A 26,371-nucleotide genomic window follows, 5' to 3' on the forward strand; every position below is an offset into this window, starting at 1 on the left:
TTACCCACATATCTTACCCTATTCGGACTATTAGGAGAAATGCTATAACTTTGGAAATCTATGCAGCAACAGCAGAAGCTCTACAAAAGTGGGAGGAAAGATTTAAGCTAGAAAAAGTAAAAATGACAGAGGTGAAAGAAGGAAAAGTAACGCTTGACCTAGAAGGATTATACTTACCAAGCGGGAAAAACATTCATTTTGAAGGAATTGTAGTGTAAAGATGCAGCAGCCAAATATTATCGAACCACTGAACTTTGAGGAGATATTTTCCAGAATGAAGGAAGAGTTAGTAAAGCGAGATGAAAGTTTTACAGCATTAGTTGAAAGTGATCCAGCGATAAAGATTTTAGAAGTAGTAGCATGGCGAGAACTTTTACTCAGACAAAGGATAAACGAAGCTGTAAAGGGTAATTTACTTAAATTTGCAGTAGGAGAAGATCTTGATAACTTAGCTGAATTTTATGGAGTAGAGAGGCAAAAAGAAGAAAAGGATGAAAGATTTAGAAAGAGGATAAAAGCAAAAATAGCAGGTTGGTCAACAGGAGGAAATTATAGGTATCACGCACTGTCAGCAGATAGTAGAGTAAAAGACGCATTAGTAGAATCACCTATACCAGGAAAAGTACAAATTTCAACCTTATTAACAGAATTATCCACACTGCCAGAAGAGCTACTTGAAATTATAAGAAAGCAGGTTACTAGAGATGATATAAGAGTTTTAACAGATACAGTAACAGTAATTGGTTGCAATATTACGGAAATAGATATTCACAGCAGAATGAGCATAAGTCCTGTAATATCGAAGGAGGAAATCAAGAAGCAGTTCATTAAGAAGTTTGAAGCAAATAGAAGGCTGGGATGGAATGTTACAAGATCTTGGATAATAGCAAATTTGTTTGTAGAGGGTGTAGAAAACGTAGAATTAATCGAGCCAAAAGAGGATGTTGTAGTACTGGGGAATGAGTGTGCAGCGCTTGGCTACGTCAAGTTAGATAGGATTTAAAACGTATTTTTTTGTTTTGTGGAATCGTACCGGTTAGGGGATTGCGTGCAATAAGTGGTTTAAGGTTTACTGGATAAAAATGACCAATGTTAGGGAGACGAAAGTATTGATTTTCTTTCAGAAGTTGTAACTTGTTTTTTAAAGTATTGATAATATGGTCAAATATTATGGAAAGTGTTTTCGATATTAAGAACATCTTTATTTTTGATCAGTTCTGCAATGATCTCTTGCTTACTCATAAGCTACCTAAATCAAGGAAATTAAAGCAACTTGAAAGAAAAGACAAATGAAAAGTTTATTACCGCCAAACGCAACAAAGCAAGAGCAAGCACTGGTTGATGCAACAGATTATAAGGTTGATCCAAGATGTATCAGAGGGTTTAAGTTCAACCTGAAAGAAGAAACATTGCCGTGGTTGATTGAGGAATATGAATTGGGGGAAATTTTACGTTGGATAAAGGATAAAAGAAAAGCAGTAGTAGAAGGAGTAAAATTTCAAAGACTGAGAGGAACTCCAGCATCACTCAAAATAGCACTAAAATGGGCAAATATAGAAGATATTACAATTATCGAAGAACCACCTGGTAAACATTTTTTTGAACTGCAGATAGGGATAAGGAATGTTCCAAATAACTTTTTTGTAGATGCGGTTGTAGAGCTTGCAAAACTATCATTACCAGCAAGATCAAGGCTAATGAGGATTTTTAACGATTATTACAACGTTGATAGGTTTATTTTAGATGAGAGTATATTTGGCAGCTTACTATCAGACTATTCAGGTAGAAAGGTTGAAAAAGATGGGCCAGTGTTATCGTTTGGAAGAGTAAATTTCTTCAGGTTTAGTGTTACGTCAATTAAGGTTATAGAGAGTTATCTACGCAACCATTATGAACAAACATTTAGTAATGACATATATCGATTAGATGTAGCAGTACTTGGAGAGACAGAAACTCATACAAAGGATTACAAAGGCATCTATGAAAGGAGTCATCAGTGGTACAATTTAAAAGCACTATATCCATTACCACAAAGTTTATTACCAGAAATAAAGTTTGCTAAGGCACAAATAGTATTATCGGACAGTTGGAACTTAGGAGAAATAAATGCGTGCTTTCCGGTTGGTAGCATAGAAGAAGAAGGAAATAAATTTGTATTGGGAAACGATAAACTTTCAGGGCAACGTTGGAATTTAAAACACAAACCAATTTTAGAAAGGTTTAGCGTTACCCATAATTATAAAGTAGAAAATTATACTGATCAAAAGATCACAAAATATGTTTTAGCAGAACACAACATTTACTATAAAAACGATTTAGATAAAGAGCAAAAAGACTCAACACACGAGTTAGAAAAGCACATTTTAGTATTTTATTCAGGAGTACTGAAGTGGCACGAACATCAACATTTGCACAGAAGTTGGAAAAATAGTCAAGCAATATGTGTAATAAGTTAAATACTTATATTTAGATTCTCATATATTATATTAACAATAGTTTAAAGTATATGAAATAAAAAGAAAAGGACTTGCTTTCTCATGCTAAAAAGGACATGACTTGAATAGTAGCAAGTAAACAAAAGAAATTTACTTTGCACTAGAGAGAGCCGAATTAGGCTGATGTTTTTATAGTGGGGTAAGTATGAAGTTTAGCAAAGAAAAGAGAGAATCTTTTAGTAAGTTCTTGAAGGAAGTATCAAGCAACGGATTTAAGAATATTAATAAAAGAAATAAAGAAGGAGAGACGATATTACACCAAGCAGTAGAAATCTCGAATTACAAAACAGTAAGGTTATTAATAAAAAAAGGGGCAGAGGTAAATGCAAGAGATAAAAATGGTTATACACCACTGCACTGTGCAGTATTCGCAAAAAGTTTAGAAAATGTAAAAGTGCTGCTAAGGGAAGGAGCGGAAGTAAATGCCACTCAATATGTTAGTGGATGTACGCCATTGCACTCTGCATGCAAAATAGGAGGAGCAGGAGTTGAAATAATAAAAGAGCTAGTAAAAGCAGGGGCTGAAGTTAATCAACTGAATAAATATGGTGCAACACCAATGTACTATATCTGGGAAAGTGAAAAGTATCGTCTATGTGATAGTACAGAGAGTGAAAAGGCGAGTAAATTTCTGAGAGAAAAAGGAGGAATAACAAAAAGTAGAAAACTGACGTGCTATGGAATAGAGGGGCTAGTGGGAGAAATAGCAGATATGTTGGATAGGAGCTATTTACCTGAGTTCAAAATAATAGAGATAGAAGAAATAAGGAAGAAAGATAAGTCACTAATAAAGGAAGAGTGTAAAAATTTAGCGAGCAAGATAATGAGCCAAGTGAACGAAATGATAGATGAGGTGGTGAGAAAGAAGGCTTAGGGGTTTAAATTTAAAGAAAAGGTGAGGTAAATTATGAGTAAAAAAGAAAAAGAGAAGTCACTATTAGAGAACTCATGTAAAAATATTTATGAAAGAGACGAAAAGGGAAGAACGGCTCTACATTATGCGATAGACGCAAAAACAGTGAGGTTATTAGTTGAAAAAGGAGCGAATGTGAATGCAGCAGATGTAAGAGGACATACAGCACTGCATCTAGCGGTAACGGAGAAACGCCTAGAAACCGTGAGAGAATTAGTAAAATCAGGAGCAAATGTAAATGCGGAAGAATATGGAAGTAAATGCACTCCATTGCACCTTGCATGTATGGTGGGGAAAGTGGAAATAGTAGAAGAGTTAGTGGAAGCAGGAGCAGAAATAGAGCAAGCAGATAAATTTGGAATGACAGCGATGGATTATGCAAAAAATAGTGAAGAAATAGCCAAGGTATTAAAGAAAGAAACAGACAGAATTGAAAAGCTATTTATGAAGGGCTAAAAATATGGAGAAAGAAATAGAAAAGAAAGTAATGAATTTAGATAGAAAACCTTTGGATGAGCTGAGAGAAATATGGAAGAAGGTATATGGAGAAGAAGCGCCTAGATACTCAAAGAAATATCTGATACCAAGATTGGCTTATAGAATGCAGGAAAAAGCGTATGGAGAAATGTCAAGAAAAGGGTCAAAAAGACTAGAGTATCTGGCAGATCGACTAGAGAAGGGAAAAAGAATAAGTAGCGATAAATTACCAGTAGAAGGGACAGAATTAATACTAGAGAGAGGGGAAGAGACTCATGCAGTGATGGTAACAGATAAGGGTTTAATCTACAAAGAAGAGTTTTATACATCATTGTCAGCAGTGGCAGGAAAAATAATGGGAATGAGCTACAACGGACCTTTATTATTCGGGATGCGTGATAAAAGTGGAAATTGAGAATGCTAAAAGAGGTGAGATGCGCAATATATACAAGAAAATCAAATGAAGACGGTCTAGAGCAAAAGTTTAATAGCCTTGATGCGCAACGAGTAGCATGTGAAAAATACATAAAGAGCAGAGAAGGCTGGGTAGCATTGGCAAAAAGGTACGACGATGGAGGTTTCTCAGGAAAGAATTTAGAAAGACCAGCAATAAAGGAATTATTTGAAGATGTAAAGGCAGGAGAAGTAGATTGTGTAGTAGTATATACATTAGACAGGCTCTCAAGGGAAACAAAAGACAGCATCGAAGTAACGTCATTTTTTAGAAGGCACCGAGTAAACTTTATAGCAGTAACGCAAATATTTGACAATAATACGCCAATGGGAAAGTTTGTACAAACAGTGTTATCAGGAGCAGCACAACTAGAAAGAGAAATGATCGTAGAAAGGGTAAAAAATAAAATAGCAACATCAAAAGAACAAGGGCTGTGGATGGGTGGAACTTTACCGCTTGGGTATGATGTAAAAGATAAAGAATTAATAATAAATGAAAAAGAAGCAAAGACAGTGAAGCATATATTTGAAAGGTATGTAGAGCTGAAGTCAATGGCAGAGTTGGCAAGGGAGTTGAACAGAGGAGGATATCGAACAAAAGCAAAATCAGATATTTTTAAAAAAGCAACAGTGAGAAGAATAATAACAAATCCAATATATATGGGAAAAATTAGGCATTATGAGAAAGAGTATGAGGGAAAGCATGAAGCAATAATAGAAGAGGAAAAGTGGAAAAAAGCACAAGAATTGATAAGGAATCAACCATATAAAAAAGCAAAATATGAGGAAGCGCTGCTTAAGGGAATAATTAAGTGCAAGAGCTGCGATGTAAATATGACGCTGACGTATGCAAAAAAGGAGAATAAGAGATATAGATATTACGTATGCAATAATCATTTAAGGGGAAAAGGTTGTGAATCAGAAAAACGAAATGTAATAGCCGGAGAAGTCGAAAAAGAAGTAATGAGGAAAACAGAGCAGCTATATGAAAATTGGAAAGACAAGACCGAAGAAAAATGGGAAAATTTAAATTTTGGAAAGCAGAAAGAAATAGTGAAAAAGTTAATAAAGGGAGTAATGGTGAAAGAGGATGGAATGGAGGTGCATTCTGAATCAGAGAAAAAATTTATACCAATAAAAAAGAAAGGAAACAAATGCACAGTAGTAGAACCTGAAGGAAAAACAAATAATGCACTACTGAAAGCAGTGGTGAGAGCCCATTCCTGGAAACGTCAACTAGAAGAGGTAAAATATAGAAGTGTGAAAGAGCTGAGTGCCAAAATTAATATAGGTACAAGACGAATACAGCAAATTTTAAGGCTGAATTATTTAGCACCAAAGATTAAGGAAGACATAGTAAATGGAAGGCAACCAAGAGGATTGAAGTTAGCTGACTTGAGGGAAATACCGATGCTGTGGAGTGAGCAGTTGGAGAAATTTTATGGATTAGCAACCTAATTGAACAATTAATAAGTTGTTAATATAACTAATTTATAAAATTAAATATTGTAGAGCAAGGAAAGTAATGCCAAAGTTTAAAAAGATTAAGAACGCAAAAAATATAATCTATGAGCTGGCAGGTGATCAGGATAATTTTACCAATGAAGATAAAAAAAAGCTTTTCAAGTTGTTAAAGAAGATAGAAAACGGTGAAAATATTAGTGGAAAATTTAATAAATCTAATTACAACACGCAGAAACTTCTTACAAAAAAAATAATTTACAAGGATGAGAAAAAGGAAGGGACTCTGACGCTACTGTGCCACTCTGTGTTCTATAAAAATAATCAAGCTTTTGAGGAGCTTTTACAAGAAGCAATAAATCAAGGAACCTTAAAGGATGTTCTTAGTGAGGAATTGATCCAAAAATTGCCAAATGGTCTAACAATAACTTACACGGCACTGGTATCCTGCATATTAGAGGAAGATAGTAAAGCTATTAGAGCAGTTTTAGAAGCTTCTAAAAAGAATGGTTTTTAAAAGAAATTCTCAACCAGAAAGTGAAAGTAGAGAAAGCAGAAGGTCAAGAGATAAGCTATACTACACTACTTGACTATGCTAATAAACACAATTGCAAAGAAAGTGCAAAGATTCTCAAGGGATTTGAAGAAATTCTGAATATAGAAGTTAAAAATGATATACCTGTAAGTGATAATGCTGAAACTAGATGTGAAGATATCAATAAAGACCATGAAATACATGAATCTAGAATTGTAAACAGTGAAGAAGCTCGAAATATTTTAATAGAAAGTGAAAATCCTCAACTCATGTGTGAAAGCAACAAAGAAGCTAAGAACTCTTTAGATGAGCAAGGGCTAAACGCTTCTGACAGCCCATCTTCTGCTGAACCATGTTTTGATGCTACAAACGAAAAAGACAAACCATTAACGCAGCAAAGGCAAGCAATTCTAGCTAGTGTTGTTAGTACAGCGTTACTGGTAAGCAGCATTGCACTGTATATCATGGAAATGCCTGTAGTAGCAGTGGTTGTGGGAATAGTTGGATTAGCATGTATAGGTCTTGTGCTATATAAGCCAAATACTAAGCTCGAGAAAATTAGAGATATAAAACAGTCTATTATTGCTTCTCCTGCTTTAAACTCAGTATAAAAGAATATGTCCAATAATTTTTTTTAATAAGATAATTTATTTAGAATACTATCTAAATTATTAACACAACATTTATCTTGTACCCCTGCTGTTTCTCATTACCTTGAGCTATTTTAAACCTTCACAGCAGAATCAACACCATTTTTAACTTCAACATTACTAAGTGCTGTATTTGCCTTATGTGAACAGTAACACCCTACTGCGAGAAAAGTTAATGCAGCTACAGCAAGTGTAATACAGATTGCTAAATGAAACATTGTTAAACTTGCACCAACAGCAAATGCTCCAGATAATACAAAAGAAATAGAAGCATAGGTTATTTGCTTTCTATCCTGGGCGCTTGCTGCTGAGAGTTTTTTGTTTCCATTGTCTGGACTTGGACCTTTTAGGCTTTGCCGTATTTCATTTAAATTCTCTTCAAATTGAACTTTTGCTTCATCAAGTTCTCTAGTTTTTGCAGCTAAATCTTGCCTTATACTATCTTGCTCACGTTCTAACTGTGCAACCTTCTGATTTGTGCTACTCAGCTCTCGATTTCTGTTGCCAAGTTGTGCTTTTAGACTTTCAATTTGACCCTTCAACTGCTTACCTTGACTTTCAAGTGCTTCTAGCTGCTGGCTTTTATTTTCACTTTCATCTTTAAGCTTCTCTAGCTCTTTATTTTGATCCCCCAGTGCTACATTTTGTGTGCTCAGCTCTTTATTTTTGCTTTCAGCTTTTTCTAGCTTTTGAAGTACACTATTTAACTGCCCCTTTAGTTGTTTTTTTTCTCAGTGAGTTGAACTACTTCATTAGTTTTTCTAGCCAAATCTTGCTTTGCATCATCGAGGTTGTTTTGCAAGTCTACAAGCTGAGCCTTTGCCTCTTTAAGTTCTTTAGTACGGTTATCTACTTGATCATTGAGTTGACTAGCCTTCTGTTGCTCTTGCATTAACTCTTTATTCGCTTGTCTCAACAAAACTTCCATGCCCTCAAGCTTCTTTTGCAATTGCGAAACCTTTTCATTTACAATATTTAGCTCTTCCACCTTTCCTGCAAGTTGAGTTTTTGTTTCCTCAAGTTCTTCAGTAAGTGTAGTCACTTTACTAATTTTTTCATTTAAGCTTTGCTTTGCACTCTCCAGCTCTTGTTCTAATTGAACTTGTACATCCTTTAGCTGCTTATTTTCCTTTGTAAGTTCCGCATGCTCTTGTTTTAATCGAGTTTGTGTATTACTCAGTATATTTCTTTCGTTATTAAGTTGAGCTGTTTTACCAGTCAGATTATTAATATTTTGTTCTAGCTCGATTTTTGTTCTCTCAAGTTTAGCTACTTCACTAGCTCTGCTATCCAAGTTTTGTTTTGCGTCATCCAACTCTTTCGTCTGCTTTTTGAGCTGATCTTCTAATTTCCATACATTTCTGTTCAGTACTCTCTCTTTCTCTGCAAATTGGCCATCAAGTACATTTTTTTCTTTATTCAAATCATCTATCTGACTAGTTAGGTCACTATTCTTTCTTTCTAGTCCAGCATTTGTCTCCTTAAGCTCCTTTATAGTATTATCAAGCTTAGTTACTTTTCCAATTTTGCTTTCCATCTCTTCTTTTTTCTTTGCAAGTTCAGCTTCTGTTTTCTTAAGTTTCTCTTTAAGCTTTCCTACTTGACTAGCTAGATTACCATTCCCTTGTCCTAGTTCAGCTTCTGCTTTCCAAAGTCTCTCTTTAAGGTTAGATATCAGAAGACAAGCTATTTTTTTTGTTTGAACACTATCTGGCATTGCTGAGTGCAAATATCCAATATTAAAGTTAGCATCACAATTAAGTAAAAGCTTAATAGCTTCTAGTTTACTATTTTGAATAGCAAGGTCTAGAGGCGTACGATTATCACTACCTTTAGCATCAACATCATAGCATCTTTTTTTGAGAAGAAGATTAAGTGTTTCATTGTTATCATTTAAAACAGCGTAATGTAAAGGTGTACGCTTCTTTTCTATTTCTACTTCCTCCTTAAAGAATTTTATCACTTCTTCTCTTTTCTCTGTTTTGGATGATTTTGCTAAATTCAAAACAGTGCTATTTCCATATGTAATGTTGAAGTTAGCACCGTTCTTCACAAGAAGCTTTACTATTTCCAAATTGCCATTGCAAACCGCAAAGTATAAAGGTGTTATACCATTATTATCTTTGACGTCAACATCAGCACCTTTACTAAGGAGAAACTTTGCACCTTCTAGAAAGAGTGCCACATCATCGTTATCTTTGCTGCTATTAGGAAAAAAAGACCAAATGTACTCCATCCACCCGTTATTGGTATCTTTTTGAGCTGTCTGACGTGCATCACGAGCTATAAAGTGTAAAGCTGTCATATCACTAACGTCTTTAATGTCAACATAAACTTCACCATTCAAAAGAGCTTGTGCTACTTCTTTACTGTAGAGGGCAGCAAGATACAAAAGACTAGCACCACTAACTTTAGCCTCTAGGGATGAAGATAGCACCGTTTTGATGCACTCTTCATTTTTAACAGATAACGCAGAATTAAGTATATTATGTATCTTATCAACAACATTCTCATCTTCTAATGTTTTCAAGTATTCAGTAACGTGGTCAGTAAAGAGTTGGTTAAATTCTTTTCTTAATGCTATGGTTGGAAAGAATGCATGGCTTACAGTTCTTATACCGTTATCTTTTTCTTTTAATCTGCCGGATAAAATATCAATGTATTTTTGTTGACCTACAAGCAGTAATAGAGATTCCAGTTCCTTTTGATCAAACAATTTACTCTGATACTTTTCTGTAAGCTTATCATTAGCTGCAATTGCTAGAAGCACTAATTCTTCTACTAAAAAGCTGCAATTATTACTTTCTGTATCAAGTTTATACTTTGACAACATATTGTCATATATATACTTATGATCGTCCCTTTTTTGCAAATCCAAGTTAAGGTATCGTGAACAAAAGGCTTTAAAATTATCACTATTCAGGCCACTCATGAACACATCATCTTTATCTATGTTATTTATAACTTCGTCTAACTGCTCATAGTCATTATGCTTGACTGCTTCGTTCAAAATATTTATCACTTCATCAAGGGTTTTAATGTTCAAAACATCGAATTTTTCATGCGACCCTTCTGAAACTTTATCGTTTTCCTGCTGTGTTAAATTAAATAGCTCTATAAGCTTACTATTACCTTTATCAGTAGCAATTTTCATTGCATTAAATTCTCCAAGAAAAGGATTAGCTCCTTTATTTAAAAGCAACTTTACAATTTCAATACCTTCACTTTGTAAGATAGAATTATTTGAAAAATGCTTTAGTATTTCAGTATTTTGTTCAGGGGAAGTATATTTCAACAGAATCCTTATCGTTTCTTTTGTATATTTACAGCTATTAGCGATAACTGCTTTTTCTAACTCAGCAGTAACATTAATCTTTGCTCCATGCTGAAAAAGCAAATTTGCTAAATTATGGTCATTATTTTCCAGAGCGTAATAAATAGGTGCTTTATCTTTTGACTGACTAACTTTATTAACATCAGCTCTGTATTCTAATAGTGATTTTATAACCTCATCCCTTAATGAAAATCTTTTAGCCTTTATCATGCCTGAGCAGTTTTTGCATATATGGCTTAAAGCTGTATCTTTAAAAGAGATATTATCATCAACTTTTTTACTGTCTCGTAATAAAAAGTCTTTATAAAAATTAAGCCAATTGCTATGTTCACAGGCATTCATAGCAAAACGAGTCAATATCACTTTTTGATTGCGAAACATACTAAAGTTCTTCACTCTCTGTATTAGCTCTTTTGCTTTTTCTAAATTTTTAGAAGAAATGGCTCCGAGCAATTCATTTTCAAGACATTCATTGGATATCCTTTCTTTATCATACTCCGCTCTTTGTTTTGAATCTGTTAATATGCTATATGCTTCTTCAAGTTTTTGAAAATTTTTTTTTGCTGTTTCTTTGTTACTATTTTTATCTGGATGATGTTTTCTTGCCAAATTTCTATATGCATTTTTTATCTCATCCAGGCTGGCATTTACCTTTACTCCCAATATTTCATAATAGTCAATATCAAAGTTAATAACACGTTTAGGTGTGTTAATACTTGTATAATCATTAACTGGCGGCATAAATTTTCTGATAATTTTCTCTTTGTTATGTTATCATTAACCCTAACTTTTGTCAATATATATTGCTGATTTCTAAATTGGATTGGAAACGTAATTTACATCAAAATTCTCCAATGTAAAGAGTATACTAAAGCGCTATTAAACTATATTGCAAAGTCCGTTCTGATTTAACAAAACACTACACTTTTTAGTATCAACGAGAATTTAATTATTTACTTCCTCCAAAAAACATAAAAATGATCGTATATTTGTGAGAATGCGTTGCGTAAAATAGAATCGTGGAAATAGAAGCTTCAAATTGTTGCAACAAGGTTTAGACAAATTGGTTCATATGTAAATATGGCTAAAGTGAGCCAATGTAGATGATTTTAGCGCATAATCAAATTACCATATAAAAAAGTTCGTATGGTACAATTGGTAGACCATGCCATCCCAAAACAAACTCTTCTCACGGTTACTGGTTTTATAGTGTTTTCTAAAATAAGTGATAGTGTGCTAATATACAGATTTGCAGCTTTTAGCAATTAATCCCGTAATGGAAATTTATCATTTATTTTCGAAACTACTATAGTTGCTGAAAATGGTTGCGTTGTTTAAGTTTTTAACGATATATGTTGCTGAATTAATAGCAATTCATTTTTGACACATAAACTCTCAATAACCCTCATCTACCAGGAAGATCATCTGCAGAACTATGTCCTAAGTTGTCCTTTATACGAAGAACATCCTTAACTGATATAAGAGTATTTGGCCCCTGTGCACGATCATTGAAGATGGCATACGTTAAAACTACTGTGTTCCCGTCAGTAATACGCTTATATCCTCTAGCATTAAAATAACTACCTAGCTGAGTATTTGCTTCTGCGATTTTTCGCTGTAGCTCTCCAGTACCAGCAAACTTTAACTCTATTACAATTGGATGGGTACCATCTCTCGCTTCCACAGATCTTAACAGAACTAAGTCCACTTTCTGCCCTCCTCCCAACTGAAATTCAATAATTACCCTAGCTGGATTACTGCAAGCGTAAAATAACCCATGCAATATAGAATGAAATCCTGCTTCCCTAGCGTTATCTCTATTTACTGTCCACCTTAATGGAAATAACACATTAGAAATGGCTTGGAATACTTGTGCATGACGATTTTGTACTTGCCAACCAGTATTCATCATTATATCTGCAGCACTGTGCACATTACTAACACCACCTACTTGTAAAACGTCACCTTGAAAAACAGTATTACCCCTATTCTGCAGATAATGAGCAGGTGACTGGAATGGTATTATATTAACAGTTAGGCCTAAATCATCTTCATTCCTTCTATTAGGGTCTAATTGGCACATCACTTCATAAACCCTAGCATTTGGCCATTGTGCTAAATCTAATCCCATATTGGGAAATTGGTGACCCAAGATATGACGGATATGAAACACAACAACTCTTTCTTCCCTCCCTAATAACACATGTAAAACCATAGTTAAAGCACGATCTCCAATATTTACTTGTGCAATTCCTCCTTGCGGACCTAGCATCCTATCGTTATCATGATACTCAAACAAGTACTTAGTTACATATATCTCATTTCCATCTCTTAACACAACTCTTCTTCTTGTAAATGCAGTACTTCCAAAAGTAAACCCAGTTGTATAAAGAAATACTCTTCTATCTCTAGCGCTAACACCACCTCTACTTCTCACACCAGGTACAACAGGTACACCAAACGATGGATGGAGTAAATAATCTCTGACATTTTCTTCAATTTCTTGATTTGCTAAGGGTTCAAATAATCTTTCTACTAAAGAATATTCCCTTTCTAAGAAATTTTCTATACTAAGCTGAAAACGCCTACGATTAAGGTCAAAGTTCAGTCCCACACAGATAGCATTGCCTGATGAGGTATGGATAGACAGTGATGAAACAGGACATCTGTTAACGTAGTTCTCTGCTTGCTCTAACGCATCTGCAGCACTTCTTCTTCCTGCCTTAAGCTCAATTATGATAGGCACAGAATCCCCTAACCTCTGCACACCACGCACAAGAAAAGTAATATCTGTATACCCTCCTCCTACAAACAATTCAAGATAAATGCCAGCTACATGGCGATACCTAAAATTCATCAAAAAGCCTGACAAAAAGCCATGGTAGTCAGATTCGATACCATTAAAGTTTAACGATTGATTATACCTATCATATGTATCCAGAATATACTGTAAAACATCTTCAATATTATCTCTTATATTAACTGCATTATTGTCTGCTAACCCATTTATTAAATTTAGTAAATAATTATTTTGCAATCCAGGTGTTCTGGTAATTTCATCAAAGCCATCACACGGAGATGCTGAATTTCCAGTAAATGCTTCTCCCTCACGAAATTGCATGCACCTTACTGCTTCTTCATCCTCATCTTCCCCCTGATTCCATGCCCATACAAATGTTTTATACTCCTGCCAAGCTACTCGCCTTCTTCTAATACCCTGCCTCTGCAGCTCATCTTCTAACCACTGCCTCTCTTCTTCGCTAAATCTTGAGCCAAAACTGTTTTGCCTATCAGCAATAGTGTAGCACCTTACAACTCTGTTATTTCTTTGATCTACCTCATTAGTTAAGACAGCAACCTTTAAATTTCCCCTTCTATGATTATCTGGATCATTATCAAAGCGAAAAAAAATCCTTTCATTATTATTTGCAACATCAGAATCATGTACAGTAGCAAACATACCGAAAAAAAAATGCAGGAAAGAAACGATCTTTACCAACGGAATGTAAAAAAGATGGACTCTGATCTAAAAAAGACTCAAACCTTTCCACGAAACCTTGGCAATTTCCATTTAACAAACTTCTAATTAACCCAATGTTTTCACCGTTACCATGCATATAAATACCTCTATCTTCTGTGACAAGAAAATCCACTAACTCCAGCACCCTTCAACATAGACTGTGGATCACCAGAGCTACCAAAATCACCGCCTTGAGGAGGCAGAGGCGCTTCCTTTTCTAACTCATAAAATAGCTTTTCTGCCAATTTATCATAATCTATATCATCTTTCATACCAGCTCTTCCAACAATCTTTAGATTTTTAACTATAGACTTTTCAAAATTTTTAAAGTCTGTAGTTGAACAAAACTCCTTAGCAAATTGCAATATTTCTAGTATTTCACTCTTTTTTACATTTGCAGCACTACCTGTTCCGCTACTCAATTCCAAGTCAATGATCAATCCTGCAAGAGCATGTTTGATTGGCACTATGCCACTGGAAAAAAAGACTGCAGCCTTTTCTTCCTTTCCTTCCTGGCTATTGAAATTACCACATCTTATAAGATCCATCATAATTTTTCTAGCTTGAGTACTTAAAGTAGGACTTTCAACGACCTTATCCGAAAGGGAAGAAAGAAGAAGAGCGTAATCCTTAGGTGAAAGTATTTTATCTTCTAATATTTTATTTTTAAACATTGGAACTATAGTTTGAACTGTATCAAAAAAATTTTGGCGTATCAACATGCTAAGAAGAGAATATATTCCTTTGTCTTTTTTTGATAACTCAGAGTTTTTCAACAGTTCATTTTTTCCTTGAGCATTCATTTTGCTCAGACAAAAATCTAAAATAACAGCACCATTATAATTACATTGAACAGAAGATAATGTAGTAATTGCACCGATAATTTCCTTTTCTCTTTCTCTTTCACTTAAACGGTCATAAAAATATTCCACTCCCTCACTCCATCTAAGACCTACAGCTTCCCTAAAACCTTCTACACTACTGTATTCTTTTAATTTTAATCCTTCAGATTCTCGATCAATCCAGAAGCTAAATACAGGATCATAACTTTCCATAGACCCTAATAGATCACTTCTTATGTATTTGTTGTTGCTAGCTGCGGGCCTACCATCACCATCTACTGCATCAGGGGAAAACCTACCCTTGTGAAATTCAAACTTCTCCTGAAAAAGTGGTTGAATTTTGTCTACCATACAGTACTTACATGCCATATTATACCTAGAAAATGGGTTTTCTACTTCACCTATTTTTTCTGTAGTTAGCTTTTGCCCTAGCGTTGCGTTATTTAATCTTGTACCTGACCAACAATTTTCATCTTGAAATACATTATATAAAAATTTCAGCCCATCATCTTTAAGGTATTCTACCTGCCTGGTATAAGTTTTTACCCATCTTTCGATAGCTAAGCGCCTTCCAGCAGCAACATCAGGATCCCTATGTTTAATGATATCCTGTAGTTTTTTAAGTATTGCGGCATGACGATCTGTTTTTCTTGGCATTGCACTCTCCATATAAAAATACTTACTGCATTATGCAAAAGTTAGAATCAAATATCAACACTAAATTTATCAAGGACAAGAAAAATTTTATGAAAAACATTTTCTATATTTAGATATTATGCGTTTAACTGATACGTAGAATTGGTGAGAAAATCGAACAGGCCATAGCGAGAATAGCGGAAGAGTTAGATATAGGCTCTAGACTAGTGGATAAAGAAATATAATAAGTTAAAAATGGATAGAGCTTTAAGGGAGTTGCAATACTTAGGCTTTTTCCTTGAGTTGTTCAATTTCATCTATCGAAAGGCCGGTAGACTCAGCTATTAAGTTAACAGATACGCCAGCTTTCAGTAAGTTTTTTGCAACTTCAATTTTACCTTTTTCACGGCCAATTTGGATGCCTTCTTGTCTACCTTTTTCTTGACCTACTTTAAGACCCTCATCAAATTTTTGAGCTAAAGCAGCTATTTCATCCATTATACGTTTTTTCATTTGTTCATATGCTAGTAATTCTTCTTCTGACCAGTTAAACTTATTCATCTCTTCATAAGCTCGTTTTATTATTACATCACTACCAACTATCTTATCTAGATCCTCTTCCCTTGTTTCTCCTGCATAACGAAAAAAATAACACCATTTCTCTACTATATTTTCTAGTTGATCTTCCTTTGTTTTTGTAAATTTTGGTAGTTCTATGAATACGAAGTAAAAATCCTTTAAGTCATGTTCAAAGCTATTTTGATCTAAAATGACATGATTAGATTTGTACTCAGACTTATCAGGAAATAAAATACAGTCTGCTATAGCAATAAAGATAATTTCCTTAAGGTCATGGTATTGATCACCTTTATCCGCTTGCCTTGAGTAAGCTTTAGCTGCGTAATATTGGGCACGTTTTTCAAAGCCTTTGGTTTTAGCGACCTGCATTTCGACTATCACTTGTAGCCCATTTTCATCTCTGCAGAGAACATCGACAATGCTTTGTTTTTTAGAAGCAATATCAGGGTCTTGAATAGTACTTAAAAACTCTATATCCTGTATTGCATTTTTTCCAGCAAAGCCGAGAATATCATTAAGAAAGTGAATAAGGATATCTTTATTTTTTTCAGTGCCAAAGATGCGCTTGAACGATATATCATTTTTGGGATCGAGAAACTTAGAAAGAGCCATAGGAAATCCACTTAAAAAGCATCAATAATTATACACAATTATGAAGAAATATTCAACTAAAATTCAAACATGTTAGTAGGAGAATGATCTGCTCAGAAGAACTTAGCCAAGCAGTTTTTTTTATCTCTTCTTATGACTGCTTTTATAATATACCTTGGGAAGGACAGCTTAGACTTGATTTGTATTGATATTAAAGCTATATCTTGATCAAGCTGAGAGTTGAAAATATGGCAATAATTCTTTTAGACACAAAAACTATAAATCGTATAGCAGCGGGAGAGGTAATAGAAAGGCCAGCGAGTGTAGTAAAGGAATTAGTAGAAAATGCAATAGATGCTGGAAGTTCAGAGATAGAGATCAAAATAGAAAGTGGTGGACGTAACCTTATAACTGTGACAGATGATGGAAATGGAATAGAAAAGGAAGATTTGGAACTTGCATTTATGCGCCACGCTACTTCAAAATTAAGCGATAGTGAGTTAATAGAAATCAAGCACCTTGGGTTTAGGGGAGAAGCTTTACCTTCAATTGCAGCAGTAAGCAGAATGAAATTATCGTCTAAGGCAAGTGGAGCAAAGGAAGCATGGTCTATAAGTTATGAAGGAGGAGAAAAAATAGGAGAGGTTATCCCTTGTTCTTTGCTACAGGGTACATATATTGAAGTTCGTGACTTATTTTTTGCCACTCCAAATAGACTAAAATTTCTAAAAACTGAAAGAGCAGAAACACAAAGCATTGTTGAAATTGTAAATAACTTAGCAATGATTAACTACAATATTGGGTTTACTCTCACTTCCAGTAATAAAAAGCTCTTAAAATATGCTAAACAAACTTCATTCTTTAACAGACTATGTGAAACAGAAGAAGAATTTCAAAGCAATTCGCTGGAAGTTAAAGAGGAAGAAGACGGCATCAAACTTACGGGACACATCTGTAAACCAACTATTAGTCGTGGCAATTCAACTCAAATCTATACGTTTGTTAATGGAAGGCCAATAAAAGACAATTTACTTGTTGGTGCAATTCGATATGCATATCAAGATTTTATTCCAACTGGAAAGTATCCTTTTGCAGTGCTGCAGTTAGAAATACCGTACGACCAAGTAGATGTAAATGTGCATCCAAATAAATCAGAAGTAAGATTTCAGAATAAAAGGTTAATATATGAAATAGTGAGAAGAGGGATAATAAAAGCATTATCGACTAGGTTCGCAGCAAGTGATGTTGAGTCTCAAAGTATTGAAGAGTTTGATAGCAAAGAGCAGGTTAATAGTAAAGAGGAAAAAAATCAAAAAGAGTTTTATGAAAAGAGACCAAGTCTTTTAGAAAATCGTCTAATGAAAGAATTCAATGCACCAGCTGAAAGAAGGCAAAGCTTACCAGAAACGTTTAAATATGGAGAATCTCCACCCCAAAAGGGAACGATGGTTCTAGAAAAGAAGCAAATTGATTTGATAGAGGATCACCCTCTAGGATATGCACGCTGTCAGGTCTACAATACTTACATTATTGCTGAGGCTGGAGATAGGCTGATTATAGTAGATCAACATGCAGCCTATGAGAGATTGATATACGAGTGCTTAACAAGCATAAAAAGACAAAAACTTCTCATTCCTGAAATAGTTGAAATTAAAAACCAAGCTGGAATGGAGATGGTTAAAACTTATAAAGATAAGCTTTTTGAAATGGGTTTTGGTATTGAAATAGAATCAGAAGATAAAGTAAGGGTAAAAGAAATACCTGCAATCTTGGGAACAATAGATATAAAAGAGATGCTAGTTGATATAGTAGATAAGTTAATGGAAATAGAAGATACGCTACCAATAGAGGATAAGGTGAACAAAATATCATCCATAATCGCTTGCCACGGAGCAGGAAGAAAAATGAAATTGGAAGAGATGAATGAGATACTAAGACAAATTGAGAAAACTCCATATTCTGATCACGGAAGACCAACGTATATAGAAATGAAACTAAGTGATATAGAAAAATTGTTTGAAAGGAGATGAGTTCAGTTTGTCAAAAAGGTTCCCAATTAAGTATACGTAACGGCTCTTCTGATTATGAGTATAAAATGTGAAAAAAGAGAATAAATGCTCTAATTTTTTATATTATAAAGTAGTAGGACAGAAAGTAAGAAGTTGTAGGATAGCAAAGGGGTATACTCAAAAAGATTTAGCAAAAAAAATCGGAACAACATATCAGGTAATACTGCAATATGAAAAAGGAACGCGCAGAATTTCAATTAAGAAGTTATATGAATTAGCAGAAGCATTATCAACAACTGCTAGAGATCTAGCTTGCGGACAAGAAGTATCAAATGAGGAAAGGTATGAGGAAGAAGAGATATTAAATCTAGTAAGAAGACATAAAGAGATTAAGGATCAAGAATTACGTGAAACGTTTTATTTATTAACTAAATTCATCCGTATTGGTGAGGAAGAAAGTGGAAAGGTAGTAAAAATAGAGGTGGCAAAGGGTTTAGTTAAGGAAGGAGTTTCTGCTCATGTTATCTCTCAAACGACCAGTTTATCTATTGATGAATATGATAATGATGAGAAAAAAATTTCTATTCCGTATAAAGTAGGTCAAAGAATAAAAGAATGGAGATTGATACGAGGATACACTCAAGAAGATTTAGCAAGCAAAGTGGGCGTAATAAATCAAAGAATATATGAATATGAACAAGGACGAGCTGCTGTTTCACTTGAAATGTTAGATGAAATAGCAAAGGTACTATTAATTAATATTACAGACCTACTTCCAGAAACAAGAGAAAATGAGAATAGTGAAGTGGAACTATCGAGGTTAATAGAAGAATACAAAAAGATTAAAAGCCAAGAACTACGTCATGTACTAATAAAATCTCTGTTTGAAAGCATACAAATTTGCAAAGAGAAAGTGAAGAAAGTAGAAAAGATGAAAATTGCAAAGAATTTAGTTAAGGAAGGAATTTCTATCAATATTATTTTAAAAACAGTAGACATCTCTTTAGACGAAATTCAACAAATTTAAAATAAAAAATCATTATCTATTAATATCTTTACTTTTTGATGAAAAAATAAGTAAAAAAGATTGAAAAATTGATTTGACTTCACTCAAAAGCTATGGCCTTATGCCAATGCTGACAAAAAACAGCAGTAAATATATAAAAACATTTTGTTATTAGTGAAGGGTAATTTTTATGAATAATAAGAAAAGTAGTAGAGATCGTAGAGAAGAAATAGAGTTCAGAGCATTAGAAAGCAACGGTAAAGCTCTACTTGATCGTGAAGTAATAGAAACGTTTCTAAGTGCAGTGCATGACAGGGAAGAAGCTCGAGTTATTGCTAGAAAGCTAATAGATAATTTTGGAATAGGAGGAGTTTTAGGCCAGGAAATAGATGACTTGAAAACTATAGAAGGGATAACTGACTCTACAGTAGCAGTAATTTTATGCCTAAAGGAAGCTGCAAAAAGAGTACCAAGAGAAGAGTTAAAGAAAGGACCTGTAATGGATAACTTGGAAACCATAGTAAAATATTTAAGGGTGAGTATTGGTTACTCAGAGGAGGAAAAGATGAAAATAATATATTTTGATCAAAAGTGCCGTTTAAAGGGGGAAGAAGTGTTCACTGGTACAGTGGATAAGGTACCTTTTTACATAAGAGAAGTAACAAGAAAGGCATTAATAAGAAAAGCGACGTCAATAATAATATCGCATAACCACCCAGAAAGAAGGTTAAAGCCATCTGATGAGGATGAAGCTGTAACTAAAGACTTGGCTAAAGCTTGTCAGACTATAGGGATTAGGTTACTGGATCACATTATCATTACAAGTGTTGGATATTTTAGTTTTAAAGAGCAAGGACTGTTATAAAGCAGATATTTGAAGATTTTCATGAGTTGTTTAACTACTTGAATGAAGAAAGTATTTGCAAGTACATTAATTGTTACTTATAATTAATGAAAAAGTATATATTGAATTAATAATCAAGTAATAAAGTCGGTTGTAGACTTAGTAAAGTATATTTAATAGCGGAGGCTAATATGAGTAATAAAATAATTGTACCTTTTGATGATCAAGAAGGAAGTACTTACGAGTTAAACATTGATCTTGATAGATTATCAAAAGGTGAGATGTTAAATGCTATTGTAGGAATTGGTCGTACTAAGGAGCAATCCACCTTTGTAAGGAAAATTAATAAGGCTAAAAAGCCTGAAGAAATAGCACCTTTCCCTGGTAGAGAAGTTCGCGAAAACAAAATCAACTATGGGAAAGGATTTGACTATGTTTATGGCACAAAACCTGTAAGTGATCAAGAAGATAAAAATCCATTTGCTTCAGCTTTGAAAAAAATAAAGCCGAGTGCAGAAACTTTGAGCTGGTTAAAAAGTGAAGTGGTAGAGGCAAAGAATGTAAATGAATTGCACAAAGTTATAGATAAAGTACTAGCATCTGGAGGAAGGCTAAATGCATGTAATGATGGAGAGTGGAGTATTGCAGAGTATGTAGTATTGGGTACACACTTTCACAGATTAGAAAAAAGTGATCGAAAAAATCTAATACGTAAACTAATGCTAAGTGGTGCAGAGTTTCATGATACTTTATTGGAGAATAAATTGATAGGTGAAATCTATAATGAGCTACAGCCAGAAGTTCAGCCACAGATAGATGAGAGACTAGAAGAACTAGAGAAAGCTGGCGAAAGTGCTCTTCAAGAAGGAGAATTAATAGATATCGAGATAGACAATGCAACATTATATATAGAATTTTCTGAGGACAGTAAAGTAGAGGTTGCCAAAATACTGAGAGATTTAGGAAGTAATATTTTAAAAATTGGCAATGATGCAGTTGAGGTTAAAAGTGAGAAGGGAGGTATAAGAAACTATATCGATATGTCAGATGAAAGCTCTATTATATTAGAATTTCCTACAAGCATTGGTCAGCTAAATATTATATTGTACCACGATGTAAAAAAATATGATCAAGTACAAGTGAGAGTAGAAAACAAAGAAATGTGGGCTGAGTTACAAAAAAGAGGCGAAGAAATAGGAAAAAACTGCCTTTTTGGAGGAGTGAAACTTCAAGAAGCAGTAGAGAAAGGTAATTTCACTAGATGTGGCATATGGAGTGAAAAGTATGCTATAAAAGAGGTTAGCAATAATGAAGTATTGTCTCCGTGGGTAAATAGAATACGTAAAGGTAGTAAAGAAACCTTTAGAGAACTTTAATGTGTCTATAGCCAACTGTAAGGTTCCAGAGGTTTTTTCTTACCGTTATATCTGAGCTATAGTAGAAAATATTATATATGGTTCTTTGTATGGAAAAAAGTCTAGACTATGAAGTAGGGCAAAAAGTGAAAAGTTGGAGGTTAGAGAGAGGGTATACTCAGAAGGATTTAGCGGAGAAGGTTGGTGTAAAGTACTGGGCAATACTGCAATATGAAAAAGGGAGTCGTAAAATTCCAATTAAGAAATTATATGCTATAGCAGAAGCGTTATCAGTAAATGTTAAAGGTCTAGTTTGTGGAGAGATGCTACCAAATGAAAAAAGATATTTTGAAGATGAAGAAATATTAAATTTAGTAAAGGGGTATAAGGATAAAGAATTAAGCGAGGTATTTTATTTATTAACCAAATTTATTCGTTTGAGTGAGGAAAGAAGCAGAAAAGCGGTAAAAATGGAAGTAGCAAGGGGTTTGATGAAAGTAGGAGTTTCTGCTCATGTTATCTCTCGAACAACTAACTTATCTATTGGTGAGTATGAGGAGAACAAAATTCCCATTCCATACAAAGTAGGGCAAAGGATAAAAGAGTGGAGATTGATACGAGGATATACTCAAAAAGATTTAGCGAATAAAGTTGGCATAACAAATCAAGGAATATACGAGTATGAACAAGGGAGAGCTGCTGTTTCACTTGAAATGTTAGATGAAATAGCAAAGGTATTATCAATCAGTATCATAGATCTACTTCCCGAATCAGATGAAGATAGTGAAGTGGAAGAAAAGCTATCAAACTTGATAGAAGAATACAAAAAGATTGAGAGTCGGGAATTACGCGATATGCTAATCAAGTCTTTATTTAAAGGTATACATGTTTGTAGAGAAAAGGTCAGAGAGGAAAAGAAGATTGAAGTTGCAAGGAATTTAGTGAAAGAAGGAATTTCTGTTGATATTATCTTGCAAACGACAGGCTTATCAAATTATATGATTGAGAAATTTTTGTGATTTCATAAAAACTTAGCCAATAGTGGATTTTTTTGTGATAGAATATATGTTTGCTTCTGTAGGAAAAACAGCTTTTAGAGGATTTATCTATGATAATTCAGAGCATATTGGCTCAGCAAGCTACGAGCTGGGGAAAAAAATAGAAGGTTGTAGAATAGTACAAGGGTATACTCAGGCAAAATTAGCAAGCAAAATTGGTTTAACACATAAGGAAATACATAACTTTGAACTAGGGTGCAAGGCTATTACAATCAAAGAATCGTATATAATAGCAGGAGCATTGTCAGTTAATGTTATAGATCTACTTCCAGGACCAACAGTACTAAGAGAAAACAGTTGGTATGAAGATGAGGATAAAGAAATAGTCTATCTAACAAAAATACATAGAGAAATTAAGGATCAGGAATTACGCAAGAAACTGTATCCATTAGTAAGGTTTGTATATATTAGCGAGAAAATTAGCCAAGAAGAAGCGAAAATAGAAGTAGCAAAGAATCTAGTGAAAGAAGGAGTTTCAGTTGATATTATTTCCCAAGTGACTCGCTTATCTACTTATGAATATGATGATATAGAGAAAGAAATTTGTACTGATTCTATACTCTACAAAGTGGGGAAAAGGATAAAAGAGCAGAGATTAATACGGGAATACACTCAGGAGGACTTGGCAAATAAAATCGGTTCAACACCTAAAGAAATACACGACTATGAACGAGGATATACAGACATTCCAATTGAAATATTATATAAGATAGCAAAGACATTATCAGTTAACATTAAAGCTCTTGGACTAACAGAATATGAAAATGAGCCAGTTTTGAGGTTTGTAGGTAAATGCGAAAAAATTGAGGATCAAGAATTACTGGATACGGTAGCTAGATCTTTATCTGAAGGAATGCAAACTGGTAAAGAAAAGGTTAAAAAAGCAGAGAAAATCAAGCTTGCAAAAGATCTAGTTAAGGCAGGTATTGCTATTGATATTATCTTGCGAGCAAGTGGCCTAACTGCTGATGAGTGTGAAAATTGAATTGTGTTAAACAATATATTAAGATATAAGTAAAAATAGTTATATATTTAATATTTCTATACAGAATTTTTCTATCACTTTCTGATTGTCCTCTATCATTGCCTTTGCCTCCTGTTGAAGAAATTTGATATTTTTTGATGTAATGTTATCCATGTCAGCCGACGCTAGCTTCAATTGCGATTGTATTCTTACGTATCTATTGCCTATTACTTGATTCATCTGATAATTTACGCAGTCCAGTCCAGAGGCAAACATCACATTTAACAAAGGTTTTATCCAGCCTATTTTTCCAAATCTCTTTGAATTGGCATACTCTATGCTTCTATCTGTTCTTCCAGTACCTATCGATAACAGTACAATATCATCATTTGGAAATAACCTCTTACCACTTGCGTATGCACATGCCGCTGGATTATTTGCAAAAACCCCGCCATCCACTAATACTCTGTCTATCTGGTCAATTTTTAGATGTTTTGGTATGAAATAAGTAGGGGCAGCCGTTGCAGCTCTGAGTGCATCTTTTAGCCTGATAAAATTTCTGTCTTCTCTCCAGCTCTTAAAAAAGAAAGGATAGTTGTTGTTAATATCATAACTTGTTATCAGTACCTTACTTAATGTGTTTTTTAGAATATCCTCTCCAAAATATTTATCCAGTACAAATTCAATATTTTTATGTGGGTATTGTGTGCAATTAAGCCAAGAAAATATTGATCTTCTCAAAAATGAAGATTTAAAAATATATGACCCGTATTTTTGGTAAAATTCAACTAAATCATTGGCTGAATATTGAGGGTTTCCTTGTTTATCTTTTTTACATAATCCTGCTATAACAATTCCACCGGTTGAGGTTCCTGCCATTAAGTGAAAGATTTCAGCTACTCTCTTTCTTGTTCTTTTTTCTATTTCTGCTAGAATAATGGCAGGAATGATTCCTCTAATTCCACCTCCATCAACGGATAAAATATATTTAATCATTATGAATTTAGGTAAGGGTATTAAGATTTAATTTTTCCGCTTAGAACGTGTAATTTAAACTCATCCAATTCCTCAGAAAGATTTTTCACCCTTTCCTCAAGTACTAACACTTTTTCCATTAAACCATATTCAATAAGTTTATCGTGAAATTGTACCCTTGAGTCTAGCTTGGATAACCACCATATCAATGCTACGGTTTGGATTAATATGGTAATAATTACCGTAATTGGGATTTTTTTTAGCATATTTTTTACTGGTTATAAAATAATTGCAAATTACTGATAAAAGAAGAAATATGTTCAGTTTCTATATTTTGCTGTGGTAGTCACTATTTGAATTCGTATTGCTCTTCTGCAGATCCTTATGACTCCAATATATCTTTGATCTTATTTGCTATTTTTGAGCGAGCCTTCTGCATTGGAAAGTAGCTTTATTACTTCTCTGTATTGCTTGTTTTTATCTTTATTACGTTCTTCTGATATTACAGCCATGCTTCTAGGTGTTCTTCCATCTTTAGCTACAGCACTAGGATCTGCTCCTTTGTCTAATAAAAATTTAACAATTTCCAAACGTCCTTGATCTGCAGCATAATGCAGCGGTGTCCATCCCTCATACCCCCCAGAAGCGCCTATATCAGCTCCTTTTTGCACTAGAAAATCCACAACTTCTAAACAACCTGCCTCTGAAGCATAATGTAATGCTGTTAATTTAGGAACCTGCACATTAACATCTAATAGATTTTCTACCAAAAGTTTTACAACCTCTAAGTTACAATTTTCAGAAGCAATTTGTAGTACTATTTTATAATTACTCACAGCTTTACTCTTTGTATAGCAACATGTAACAACAACACATATAATTGTTATCATAAGCCATAGAAAATTTATCTTATTCTTTATGTTCTTACTTATTTTGTTCATGTCTAACATTTTTTTAGAATTAAATAATCATTTGCTTAAGTTTCACTTAAACAGCTTTGCTCACTGTCGCCTCTACTATAGTTTGATATCCCCTATTATTGAGAATATGTTCTGCCTTGCTAATTACCCATTCACCTTCAATTTCCTGACAAAATCCTGAAAGGCTGATCTTAGCTTCTGCAAATAATTCTGGATTACCAGGAACAGTTACATTTAAGTTTGATGTACTACGTTTTAGTTGTCTTAACTTAGCTGCTGCTGCACTAATTGCTGATTCTGCGGTAGAGTAAAGCGTTTGCAGAGTATAACTTGGACCCTCATTTCCCACTTTCTCTTCTATAGTTTCTCCCTTTTCATAACTGTGCCATTTTGCAATAACAGATCCATATTTGTTACGCACATTAAAATTTACCTCCCAATTTATAACATCTTTAGGTGTAAGTACTGTTGTGCCTAACATCTTTCCAGTTGCTGATCTTGCTTCTCCCTTTGGAATAAAAATTATATATCCTCCTGCTGGTTTTACTAACGCATCATATTTTTTGCCTAATCCTTCCAAAAAATTCATGTCGCTTTCATCTGCTTGAATGGTATGTGGTATAAATATATTTTCAAATCTTTCAGCGACTTTACCTTCATACCCATGCTTTTGTGCTATTTCTTTAATTAAATCTCCTAAGGTAATGTCCCACTGCCATTAAGTTAAGGAAGGAATGGTAAAAAACGAACCAGA

At 34.1% G+C, this 26,371-nt stretch carries 24 protein-coding genes and 1 pseudogene; 15 read left to right on the forward strand and 10 right to left on the reverse strand.

Annotated elements, in window-relative coordinates; all coding sequences use genetic code 11:
* Together DEF52_RS04405 and DEF52_RS04410 are read left to right on the forward strand one after the other, a co-directional pair.
* On the forward strand, positions 1-218 hold a 218-nt coding region (locus DEF52_RS04405), incomplete at its 5' end, for a GPW/gp25 family protein (RefSeq protein WP_458695309.1).
* A 2-nt stretch (positions 219-220) separates the two neighbouring features.
* Positions 221-1,003: a baseplate assembly protein gene (locus DEF52_RS04410; RefSeq protein WP_151807969.1), complete on the forward strand. Its 783-nt coding sequence runs from the start codon at positions 221-223 to the stop codon at positions 1,001-1,003.
* Here DEF52_RS04410 and DEF52_RS06920 read toward each other — a convergent pair.
* Positions 984-1,199, reverse strand: a complete 216-nt coding sequence (locus DEF52_RS06920) for an HU family DNA-binding protein (protein WP_151807970.1) — start codon at positions 1,197-1,199, stop codon at positions 984-986. The genes DEF52_RS04410 and DEF52_RS06920 overlap by 20 nt on opposite strands.
* A 90-nt stretch (positions 1,200-1,289) precedes the next feature.
* Here DEF52_RS06920 and DEF52_RS04420 point away from each other — a divergent pair, with 90 nt between their 5' ends.
* From DEF52_RS04420 to DEF52_RS06605, 7 genes are all read left to right on the forward strand, one after another.
* Positions 1,290-2,456 (forward strand): phage tail protein, encoded by a 1,167-nt coding sequence (locus tag DEF52_RS04420; RefSeq protein ID WP_151807971.1) that lies wholly within the window; start codon positions 1,290-1,292, stop codon positions 2,454-2,456.
* A 184-nt stretch (positions 2,457-2,640) separates the two neighbouring features.
* Positions 2,641-3,369: an ankyrin repeat domain-containing protein gene (locus DEF52_RS04425; RefSeq protein ID WP_151807972.1), complete on the forward strand. Its 729-nt coding sequence runs from the start codon at positions 2,641-2,643 to the stop codon at positions 3,367-3,369.
* A 33-nt stretch (positions 3,370-3,402) separates the two neighbouring features.
* The gene (locus DEF52_RS04430) at positions 3,403-3,864 is read left to right on the forward strand and encodes an ankyrin repeat domain-containing protein (RefSeq protein ID WP_151807973.1); all 462 of its coding nucleotides are present in this window, start codon (positions 3,403-3,405) and stop codon (positions 3,862-3,864) included.
* A 4-nt stretch (positions 3,865-3,868) separates the two neighbouring features.
* Positions 3,869-4,300, forward strand: a complete 432-nt coding sequence (locus tag DEF52_RS04435; RefSeq protein ID WP_151807974.1) for a DUF2924 domain-containing protein — start codon at positions 3,869-3,871, stop codon at positions 4,298-4,300.
* A 2-nt stretch (positions 4,301-4,302) separates the two neighbouring features.
* Positions 4,303-5,796, forward strand: a complete 1,494-nt coding sequence (locus DEF52_RS04440; RefSeq protein ID WP_151807975.1) for a recombinase family protein — start codon at positions 4,303-4,305, stop codon at positions 5,794-5,796.
* Positions 5,797-5,863: 67 nt separating this feature from the next.
* Complete coding sequence (locus tag DEF52_RS06600; protein ID WP_237357352.1) at positions 5,864-6,316, forward strand: hypothetical protein; 453 nt, start codon at positions 5,864-5,866, stop codon at positions 6,314-6,316.
* A gap of 20 nt (positions 6,317-6,336) precedes the next feature.
* Positions 6,337-6,945, forward strand: coding sequence for a hypothetical protein (locus DEF52_RS06605; RefSeq protein ID WP_237357353.1), 609 nt, complete (start codon positions 6,337-6,339; stop codon positions 6,943-6,945).
* A gap of 113 nt (positions 6,946-7,058) precedes the next feature.
* Here DEF52_RS06605 and DEF52_RS06925 read toward each other — a convergent pair.
* The 5 genes and pseudogenes from DEF52_RS06925 to DEF52_RS04470 all read right to left on the reverse strand — a co-directional run.
* Positions 7,059-7,268, reverse strand: a pseudogene (locus DEF52_RS06925) (TomO hydrophobic C-terminal domain-containing protein); the annotation flags it as partial.
* Between the two features lie 431 nt (positions 7,269-7,699).
* The gene (locus DEF52_RS04455) at positions 7,700-11,059 is read right to left on the reverse strand and encodes an ankyrin repeat domain-containing protein (protein ID WP_151807977.1); all 3,360 of its coding nucleotides are present in this window, start codon (positions 11,057-11,059) and stop codon (positions 7,700-7,702) included.
* Between the two features lie 664 nt (positions 11,060-11,723).
* Positions 11,724-13,778: a hypothetical protein gene (locus tag DEF52_RS04460; protein ID WP_237357354.1), complete on the reverse strand. Its 2,055-nt coding sequence runs from the start codon at positions 13,776-13,778 to the stop codon at positions 11,724-11,726.
* Positions 13,779-13,945: 167 nt separating this feature from the next.
* Positions 13,946-15,337 (reverse strand): hypothetical protein, encoded by a 1,392-nt coding sequence (locus tag DEF52_RS04465; RefSeq protein ID WP_151807978.1) that lies wholly within the window; start codon positions 15,335-15,337, stop codon positions 13,946-13,948.
* Between the two features lie 264 nt (positions 15,338-15,601).
* Positions 15,602-16,507, reverse strand: coding sequence for an Rpn family recombination-promoting nuclease/putative transposase (locus DEF52_RS04470; RefSeq protein WP_151807979.1), 906 nt, complete (start codon positions 16,505-16,507; stop codon positions 15,602-15,604).
* A 227-nt stretch (positions 16,508-16,734) separates the two neighbouring features.
* Here DEF52_RS04470 and mutL point away from each other — a divergent pair, with 227 nt between their 5' ends.
* The 6 genes from mutL to wmk (DEF52_RS04500) all read left to right on the forward strand — a co-directional run bounded on the left by mutL (position 16,735) and on the right by wmk (DEF52_RS04500) (position 23,743).
* Positions 16,735-18,516, forward strand: coding sequence for a DNA mismatch repair endonuclease MutL (gene mutL, locus DEF52_RS04475; protein ID WP_151807980.1), 1,782 nt, complete (start codon positions 16,735-16,737; stop codon positions 18,514-18,516).
* A 67-nt stretch (positions 18,517-18,583) separates the two neighbouring features.
* Positions 18,584-19,522 carry a WO male-killing family protein Wmk gene (gene wmk, locus DEF52_RS04480; protein ID WP_151807981.1) on the forward strand — a complete coding sequence of 313 codons (939 nt, stop codon included), beginning with the start codon at positions 18,584-18,586 and terminating at the stop codon, positions 19,520-19,522.
* Between the two features lie 169 nt (positions 19,523-19,691).
* Positions 19,692-20,366 carry a JAB domain-containing protein gene (locus tag DEF52_RS04485; RefSeq protein ID WP_151807982.1) on the forward strand — a complete coding sequence of 225 codons (675 nt, stop codon included), beginning with the start codon at positions 19,692-19,694 and terminating at the stop codon, positions 20,364-20,366.
* A gap of 170 nt (positions 20,367-20,536) precedes the next feature.
* A complete protein-coding gene (locus tag DEF52_RS04490; protein ID WP_151807983.1) occupies positions 20,537-21,721 on the forward strand; it encodes a hypothetical protein in 1,185 nt (394 codons plus the stop codon).
* 89 nt (positions 21,722-21,810) lie between these two features.
* Positions 21,811-22,719 (forward strand): WO male-killing family protein Wmk, encoded by a 909-nt coding sequence (gene wmk, locus DEF52_RS04495; protein WP_151807984.1) that lies wholly within the window; start codon positions 21,811-21,813, stop codon positions 22,717-22,719.
* Positions 22,720-22,765: 46 nt separating this feature from the next.
* Positions 22,766-23,743 carry a WO male-killing family protein Wmk gene (gene wmk, locus DEF52_RS04500; RefSeq protein ID WP_151807988.1) on the forward strand — a complete coding sequence of 326 codons (978 nt, stop codon included), beginning with the start codon at positions 22,766-22,768 and terminating at the stop codon, positions 23,741-23,743.
* A 39-nt stretch (positions 23,744-23,782) separates the two neighbouring features.
* Here wmk (DEF52_RS04500) and DEF52_RS04505 read toward each other — a convergent pair whose 3' ends face one another.
* From DEF52_RS04505 to DEF52_RS04520, 4 genes are all read right to left on the reverse strand, one after another.
* Entirely contained in the window at positions 23,783-24,718 is a 936-nt protein-coding gene (locus DEF52_RS04505) for a patatin-like phospholipase family protein (RefSeq protein WP_151807985.1), read from the reverse strand.
* A 20-nt stretch (positions 24,719-24,738) separates the two neighbouring features.
* Positions 24,739-24,963, reverse strand: a complete 225-nt coding sequence (locus DEF52_RS04510; protein WP_151807986.1) for a hypothetical protein — start codon at positions 24,961-24,963, stop codon at positions 24,739-24,741.
* A gap of 141 nt (positions 24,964-25,104) precedes the next feature.
* Entirely contained in the window at positions 25,105-25,533 is a 429-nt protein-coding gene (locus DEF52_RS04515) for an ankyrin repeat domain-containing protein (RefSeq protein ID WP_336598278.1), read from the reverse strand.
* 151 nt (positions 25,534-25,684) lie between these two features.
* Positions 25,685-26,323 carry a contractile injection system protein, VgrG/Pvc8 family gene (locus tag DEF52_RS04520; RefSeq protein ID WP_272897550.1) on the reverse strand — a complete coding sequence of 213 codons (639 nt, stop codon included), beginning with the start codon at positions 26,321-26,323 and terminating at the stop codon, positions 25,685-25,687.
* Positions 26,324-26,371 lie beyond the last annotated feature (48 nt).

This window comes from Wolbachia endosymbiont of Nasonia oneida, from assembly GCF_009012935.1.
GTDB classification, from domain to species: Bacteria; Pseudomonadota; Alphaproteobacteria; order Rickettsiales; family Anaplasmataceae; genus Wolbachia; species Wolbachia pipientis.

Bases quoted from the DNA above. Each gene is read 5' to 3' on its own strand.
- DEF52_RS04435 (WP_151807974.1), top strand. From the start codon at position 3,869: ATGGAGAAAGAAATAGAAAAGAAAGTAATGAATTTAGATAGAAAACCT.
- DEF52_RS04425 (WP_151807972.1), top strand. From the start codon at position 2,641: ATGAAGTTTAGCAAAGAAAAGAGAGAATCTTTTAGTAAGTTCTTGAAG.
- DEF52_RS04470 (WP_151807979.1), bottom strand. From the start codon at position 16,507: ATGGCTCTTTCTAAGTTTCTCGATCCCAAAAATGATATATCGTTCAAG.
- DEF52_RS04430 (WP_151807973.1), top strand. From the start codon at position 3,403: ATGAGTAAAAAAGAAAAAGAGAAGTCACTATTAGAGAACTCATGTAAA.
- DEF52_RS06920 (WP_151807970.1), bottom strand. From the start codon at position 1,199: ATGTTCTTAATATCGAAAACACTTTCCATAATATTTGACCATATTATC.
- wmk (WP_151807988.1), top strand. From the start codon at position 22,766: ATGTTTGCTTCTGTAGGAAAAACAGCTTTTAGAGGATTTATCTATGAT.
- DEF52_RS04455 (WP_151807977.1), bottom strand. From the start codon at position 11,059: ATGCCGCCAGTTAATGATTATACAAGTATTAACACACCTAAACGTGTT.
- mutL (WP_151807980.1), top strand. From the start codon at position 16,735: ATGGCAATAATTCTTTTAGACACAAAAACTATAAATCGTATAGCAGCG.
- DEF52_RS04510 (WP_151807986.1), bottom strand. From the start codon at position 24,963: ATGCTAAAAAAAATCCCAATTACGGTAATTATTACCATATTAATCCAA.
- DEF52_RS04485 (WP_151807982.1), top strand. From the start codon at position 19,692: ATGAATAATAAGAAAAGTAGTAGAGATCGTAGAGAAGAAATAGAGTTC.
- DEF52_RS04410 (WP_151807969.1), top strand. From the start codon at position 221: ATGCAGCAGCCAAATATTATCGAACCACTGAACTTTGAGGAGATATTT.
- DEF52_RS04490 (WP_151807983.1), top strand. From the start codon at position 20,537: ATGAGTAATAAAATAATTGTACCTTTTGATGATCAAGAAGGAAGTACT.
- DEF52_RS04465 (WP_151807978.1), bottom strand. From the start codon at position 15,337: ATGCCAAGAAAAACAGATCGTCATGCCGCAATACTTAAAAAACTACAG.
- DEF52_RS04440 (WP_151807975.1), top strand. From the start codon at position 4,303: ATGCTAAAAGAGGTGAGATGCGCAATATATACAAGAAAATCAAATGAA.
- DEF52_RS04420 (WP_151807971.1), top strand. From the start codon at position 1,290: ATGAAAAGTTTATTACCGCCAAACGCAACAAAGCAAGAGCAAGCACTG.
- DEF52_RS04460 (WP_237357354.1), bottom strand. From the start codon at position 13,778: ATGTTTGCTACTGTACATGATTCTGATGTTGCAAATAATAATGAAAGG.
- wmk (WP_151807984.1), top strand. From the start codon at position 21,811: ATGGAAAAAAGTCTAGACTATGAAGTAGGGCAAAAAGTGAAAAGTTGG.
- DEF52_RS06600 (WP_237357352.1), top strand. From the start codon at position 5,864: ATGCCAAAGTTTAAAAAGATTAAGAACGCAAAAAATATAATCTATGAG.
- DEF52_RS04505 (WP_151807985.1), bottom strand. From the start codon at position 24,718: ATGATTAAATATATTTTATCCGTTGATGGAGGTGGAATTAGAGGAATC.